This window comes from Shewanella sp. 1180_01 (genome assembly GCF_052850535.1).
This window is the reverse complement of record NZ_VXCT01000095.1, coordinates 1-7,038: the sequence shown is the minus strand read 5'-3', so window position 1 is coordinate 7,038 and position 7,038 is coordinate 1. Positions and strand designations below refer to the sequence as shown.

Here is a 7,038-nt window from a genome sequence, read left to right as displayed (position 1 = left end):
CCTCAGGGACGAGTTTATGGCGTGTCACTGGGGAAACAATGACAATTAATGCTGCGTAACTCAGTGGCCTTGCTTTGGGGCATTTTCGAGTCAAAAAATGCCGTTAATCGGCCCAAATCACTGCTATTTAGGCGGACAATTTAATTATTCATAATAAATCTTTATCGCTTGGTATGAGATGTTATAACCCTCCTACAAGAATCGATAGATAATTAAAGCGATAAAACGACAAAGAGTGTTCATCAGGAACACTCTTTATCGTTAGCGGGCAGTTGCTAGATTGCAATTACTAGCACGGCTCTAAACTCCTGCCTTTATTCATTTACCACGCACATACCCTGCTCGGTTTTCACATAGGGAGACAGAATAGGCATCATGCCTTTCATCACTTGTAATGGCAGCGCCGAAGTAAAACTAAAATCATCGGATTTACTGCCGGGCACGAAGGCCGTTAAAGTGCCGAAGTATTTATCCCCCAGATAAAACACGAAGGTCGCGGTGCGGTTCATGGCAGTCGTCGCCACTTTTTTACCTTGCTGCATCTGAGTCACGATACGGTTATCACCGGTGCCAGTTTTCCCGCCGATAGCTAACATCTCGCCTTTTTCATCGGTAAAAATGCCCTTCAAACGACGGGCAGTACCGTTTTGCACTACGTTCGCCAGCGCCGCTTTTAAGGCTTGCGCGACTTCATGGCGCATGACTCGCTCACCTTGGGTGTTCTGATTCTGCAGCGTCACTTCGTATGGTGTATCCGCGGCAAAATGCAGCTGATTGATACGCACAGTGGGCAAACGATAACCATCATTCTGAATAATGCCCATCAACTCGGCCAAGGCCGCAGGTCTATCACCCGAGCTGCCGAGCGCCGAACCTAAGGATGGCACCATAGCATCAAAGGGGTAACCTAAACGGGCCCAACGCTGATGTATATCGAGGAAGGCTTCCACTTCAAGCATCACTTGCACTCGAACGTCACGGGCGTTTTTATGTCGCGTCCTAAACAACCAACGATAAACCTCTTGGCGCTGTGCTTCACTCGCCTGTTTCACATCGTTCAAATTCGCATCGGGATTGTGATTAAGATAATCCAGCACCCACAATTCCAACGGATGCACCCGTGCGATATAACCTTGATCCGGCAGGTTATATTTATCAGGGCCGTACTTGTTATATAAGCTCTTAATACGACCATCGGTATAACTCACCTGCGGCAATCTTTGCTGCAGAAAAGCCTTAAATGCCGACATAGGTTCATCGGGCAAGAGGTAGCGATACGCCGACGTTAATTGTTGCTCCGACTGGGATAAACCGTCGAAGAACATCCCCAAACGCTCATTCGCGGCCACTTTTTTATACTTGCGATAAAACTTAGTGACGAAGGTATTACCCTCTCTATCGGCAAATACCCGCAGGTATTCGTCGCGGCGCGGATCTTTATCATTACGTAGCAACTGGGCCATATTGCCCTCATTTTGCATACTGCTGCTGTAATTGACTATGTCGCGCATAAGGCGCACAAACGGTAAGTTAATCGAATCCTGCAAAGCTTGATAAAGTGTCGGAGTCTTAACATCTTCCGATTTTTTAAAGTTATTAAACACATGCAAACCACCACCGGTAAAGAACTGCTCACTGGTTGAGGCAGAATATTCCCGCTGTAGCGCCGCATCTAACATGCGATCTAAACGTCTATCAGGATTCACAATCAAGTAATCAATCGCCCAACGGGTTAAGTGATCCCTAGGTTCGATAATGATAGATTCCAGTTCAATACCATGTTTTTTAGAATATTTTTCGTGGATCTCAGCGATGATTTCTAAGTAGGTCGCCATCACCCGTAATTTAGCAGTTGAGCCCAGTTCCAACTTACTGCCTTCGTTAATATCAAAGGGTTGGTCGGTACTGTCGGTCTGCACACGAACTCGGTTGGCGGTGTCGGTACGCTCGTAAAGCGTAAAGCTATACAGCACGTTTTGCAGTTGGCTTGGCTCGAGTAAACGCTCGCCCAATAAACCCACTTGCTCAGCGGTCGACACTTGCGCCAGGCTGCGTAAGTAGTGACTCACTTGCTGCTGTAAATCACTGTGTAAGCTACTGTTTACTGTTAAGTCGAGTCGGTCTAAATCGTACAGCCCCACATTTAACATGCCCGCGGTACGAATACGCACTGTATTCACGCCCTTATCGGCGCCCGATTGAGTATTTCGTTGCGGCTTTGTGACCCTAAACTGCAATTTCTGCGCGAGTGCGGCATCACGCAGACCACGGTCAATAAGGTAATATTGGCCGAGTAAGCGGATATGGCTATCGACTAAATTTTCAAGATCTTCATGACCTTGCAATAAATAGTATGAAGGGCGACGTTGAGCAATCATCAGCGCGACCACTTGGCGGAATACTTGTCCACGCTTGGCGGCATTACCCTTGATTTGTGGCGATGCTAACAGCTTGTTTGCGGTATCGAAATCGGTGCCAAACCAAGCCCACAACCCGTCACCAATACCATGTACTTCACCATGATTTGGCGCCGAGGATAATGGCACTGTGTTTAAATAATCTTGGACGATGCGCTTACGAGCGGGTTCGGTATTCTCACCTTGCTGGTACACGCGCACACTGGCAGAGCCAATTTGTAATAACTTATCCTTGATGCTCAAGGTTAAGCCTTGGGAAGAATGGCGGAATTTTTCAATCTGAGTCGCTAGCGTACTGCCACCGGCGGTGGACACATTCATGCCGACCATCTCTGCAATTTGGCTCATGCCCGCCACCACAAAACGTGGCCAGTCGATCACGGGATTGAGTTTGTCTTCCGTGGTCCATAACTCGCGGTTTTCAATAAACAATAAGGTATTAACGATTTCATTGGGGATCTTATCGTCGTCCTGATAAACCCGTTTGGGATAGGCGAACTCGTACAAATCGGTATTGCGACAATCGAGCAGCGTTAAGCCAGATTGCGCCTTTTCGTGATAAGGCGGGAAAAATCCCAGCTGCGCGTATTCCAGCAAGGCAGGCGAAAACGCCACTTGCTGCGTCACCTGAAAATTCCGTTGCATTAATCGGTCAATATACTGAGGTAACTTGCTATAGCCATGGCGCTCATCGAAAGGGCCATAACTTGGATAAATCACCGCTGTGCTCGGTGAGTTTTCTAATTCATAGGTGAGCGTCTTAGCATATTGATTGATGTATTTGGCTTGATAAAACGAGGTTTTAACTTCAAGGCCAATCAATAGTGCGATACAGCAAATGAAGATAAAAAATAAGAACCAGACCCTGCCCTTAGATCTGGCTTTACGCGGAGTCTTAACCTTCACCTTAGGTTCGGGTTGTGGTGGACGAGGACGATAATTTTCGAACTTCATCTCTGACGGGGAATTAGGCAAAACAGCTCCAAAAAAACACTAAAATAAATATCTTTCATGCAACTCAGCAAATCCGTTGCCACTCAGTAAAACAAGACATCAACTCATTAAGCCATGACGTTCATTAGGCCTTAGCTATCCGTTCTATATAGTGGAATAGTATATCCACACTTTCTCAAACCTTGTTTCACCCAAAAGAGTGGTATCCATAATCCACAACCGCCACTCACTCACGCTAATGTTAAGCTGGCCACTTATACTATTTTTAAGCAAAGAGTAAATTTCGCCAAGTCTTAATTTGTTGATACACAGGTATTTTCAACGATTAAGCTCGCCGGCACTGTGACTTAGCAGCAATGTGACTCAGAAACAGAACGGGCCAATAAACCACACAAAAAATATTTAGCAGCCAACAACACCCAGCTAGCAAAGACTAATCCCAGATAAACTCACGAAAATGTTTACGGCAAACGGACTCATAGCTTTCATTACCGCCAATCGCCACTTGCTCACCCTCGCGCATCACTTTGCCGTCACCGTCGAGGCGCACCACCATGTTGGCTTTGCGGCCACAATGGCAAATGGTTTTCAACTCAACCAACTTATCGGCCCAAGCTAATAAATAATGACTGCCGCTAAAGAGTTCGCCCTGGAAATCCGTTCTTAAACCATAACAGAGTACAGGAATATCAATATTATCGACCACATGCGTCAGCTGCTTAACCTGTTCTTTACTCAAAAACTGGCACTCATCTACCAGCACACAGCTTAATGGTGTAGCTTGATGCACATCGCTAATCATCTGAGTCAGATCATCTTGGCTGCTAAAAACCTGTGCATCCGTTTCAATGCCGATGCGCGAGGCAACTTTACCTTTGCCATATCTGTCATCTATGGAGGCTGTCATCACTAAGGTATTCATACCGCGTTCGCGATAGTTATAGGATGACTGTAATAAGGAAGTGGATTTACCAGCGTTCATCGCCGAATAATAAAAATACAATTGAGCCAAGACTTATACCCTTTAAAAAACGTTAGCGCTTACGCGTCTGCCATCGGAGCCAAATTGGCCGCTAGTCTAACATTGCGCTTCACATCAGAACACTAGCAGCGACTAAGCTTTTATCATGAATTACTGCAACTGCGCTGACTTATCCAGCGTTTTACTCCCCAATCGTCGACTTAACCAACTCCAGCTCACTTTATTTAATCCTTAGCACGATAAAAGCCATCACCAGCCACCAAATGATTAAATTTTGTTAACACAAGCTTAATTTAACCTTAAATACTGTTTTATAAGGAAATAGTAAATAAAGCTAAATTTCAAAAGTGAGATCTACCTCCAAAGTATTAGGTGTTAATGGGGTTGCGCTCAAAAAACAAACATAACGTTAACAGTAGTATTTCATTCGAGACAAAACGTGCTCAATTTAAAAAAAGAAAGTATTCGATAGCTTGCAAATTAAAGCTAACGGTCAAAGCACTAATCTACCCTGCAAACTTTAGTGCTCCACTCCGTCCTTTATGCGCATATTGGATCAAATGGAGATAATGATGAGAATTTTCACCTCTAGAAAACTGGCATACTTAGTGGCTTTAGCACTAACTGGTGCCCTTGTTGGTTGTGGCGATGATGGCAAAGATGGTGTCGATGGCGCACCAGGAACGCCCGGTATTCCGGGAACACCAGGTACGCCTGGCACACCCGGAGAACCTGGAACACCGCCCCCAGTCACTAGCTCAACGCTGACGAACGTCAAAGTGATCAACTACAGCTTTGGCGAAGGCAGTATCAGTTACGAATTTGAAATTACCGATGAGAATAATAATTTAATCAACGGGCTGCAAAACGCAGAGGCTAAAGTCGCGGCGTTAACCGATAAAGGTTTCATCAATAACCGTACCGAAAGTGATCTTAATGGCGTTGCAGACAATGTGCATATTGGTGGCGCGGCAACTCAAGCGACAGAAGGCGCCACACTGACCTCTTTAGGCGACGGTCACTACACTTTTGTGGCCCCAATGTTAGGGGTAAACCCGAGCACTGAAGGTATTGTGTGGTTACGCGTTGGCGGCAATAGCGCAACAGGTATCGCACGTTCAGCCCCCTTAGTTGTCAATAAACCCGAAGGCACTCATTCCACCACAACCGATAGTTGCTATTCGTGTCACGTCGATTACGCTACCAGTCCTCGCCGCCATGCAAGCTATGTTGCAACCGGTATGGACGGTGAAGTCACCTTCGTAGAAGGCTGTTTAGCATGTCACGGCTCAGTGAGTCGCGGCGCTGTCAATGCGGAAGGTTTCTCTGTGGGTGGCTACGCGACTAACACCCTGTCTAAGATTGGCCATGTTAATCACCAAGATTTTACTAAAGACTTTTCAGTACAAAACTGTACATCTTGTCACGTTGAAGCACCAACTAACATCAACGTAGCAGGACCCGGTTGTATCGATTGCCATGATAGCGGTGGTGTGCCAGGCGTCATTATCCCAAGTAATGGTGCCGATGTCCGTACTATGCATGAAGGTAAGTCTGGTATTACTGAACGCCAAGCCATTCGCGCTAAGTACAAAGTGACATTAGCGGCCCCAGTTAAAGTCGATGATATATCAACGAAAACAGATCACTATGCGCCAACAGGTGATGCAGCCGCAGCCGCAGTCGCCGCCCCAGGCTGGTGTACAACACTTACTGTAAAAGATGTCGATGGCAATATCTTTAGTATCAAAGATAACTTCAACTACTCAGATCCGCTGGTGTTTGATGCCAAGAAACCGCTGGTCTATGCCAGTGCCTATCTGCACGCCTATGACAATGGCAGTTTAGTGGGCCGCCCAGGTAACCGTACTAACTATTACTATGGTTACAACACCGACGGCACTAAGAATATCTGTCACTTACTGACGGATATCAGCGCAGTGAATGCTAACTATGTTTACTCTGCCCGCGTGACATTCAGTACCGCAGGTTGGATGGAATATGATGGCAATCAACGCTATCAAAGTAATGGCAGCCTAAGAGCGACAGGTTATGACGGTTCTATGGGCGTATCCTTTACCGCCTACTCAGACGTCGTTAACCCAGTCACGACTCAAAAAGTCTCTGGCTTCGAGCGTCGTGAGATAGTGAGCGCTAACAGCTGTACTACTTGTCATAACGATGCCACTGCATTCCACAAAAATGGGGCCTTCGATGACGGCGGTAATGGCTGTATTGCTTGCCATGACAACGGCATGGCGCGGACATCAGCCGCTTTAGGCGCAGGTTTTGGTCCTATGGTTCACAGCTGGCACTGGGGTAATGGCGCTAAAGTCGGTGAAATGAAAGCGGATGGAACTCAAGCGAATGCGGCTAACGGTGCAGGGGCGATCAATCCAGTCACCAGTTGCGTAGCCTGCCATGATAAAGCGATTGATTTAGATAACATTCCAAATCAATACATTTTAGAACCCGGCAGCAAGATGACCAGCCCTGTTTCTGCAAACTGCTATGCCTGCCATACGATTGATTCTGCGAAAGCGCACATGGTGAGCAACGGTGGTGAGATCAGCGTTCCTAGCGTGGCAGATTGGTTTAAACAACCAACGACTGAATCCTGTGCAGTATGTCATAACACAGGTAGAAGCTCTGGTATTGATAAATACCACAAGTTTACTCGCTAAT

Annotated in this window: 3 protein-coding genes; 1 reads left to right on the top strand and 2 read right to left on the bottom strand. The window is 46.4% G+C overall.

All coding sequences use genetic code 11. The features are described 5' to 3' along the window. Positions 1-314: 314 nt before the first annotated feature. Together FW758_RS23805 and FW758_RS23800 are read right to left on the bottom strand one after the other, a co-directional pair. Complete coding sequence (locus tag FW758_RS23805) at positions 315-3,392, bottom strand: transglycosylase domain-containing protein (protein ID WP_446446736.1); 3,078 nt, start codon at positions 3,390-3,392, stop codon at positions 315-317. A 412-nt stretch (positions 3,393-3,804) separates the two neighbouring features. Beyond that, positions 3,805-4,383: a thymidine kinase gene (locus FW758_RS23800; RefSeq protein WP_261271414.1), complete on the bottom strand. Its 579-nt coding sequence runs from the start codon at positions 4,381-4,383 to the stop codon at positions 3,805-3,807. A gap of 542 nt (positions 4,384-4,925) precedes the next feature. Between FW758_RS23800 and FW758_RS23795 the strand changes: the two genes are divergently transcribed. Further along, a complete protein-coding gene (locus tag FW758_RS23795) occupies positions 4,926-7,037 on the top strand; it encodes a multiheme c-type cytochrome (protein ID WP_446446737.1) in 2,112 nt (703 codons plus the stop codon). Position 7,038: the final 1 nt, after the last annotated feature.

What these genes read in the sequence shown, in the direction of transcription:
- FW758_RS23795 (WP_446446737.1), top strand. Translation starts at nt 4,926, where the DNA reads ATGAGAATTTTCACCTCTAGAAAACTGGCATACTTAGTGGCTTTAGCA.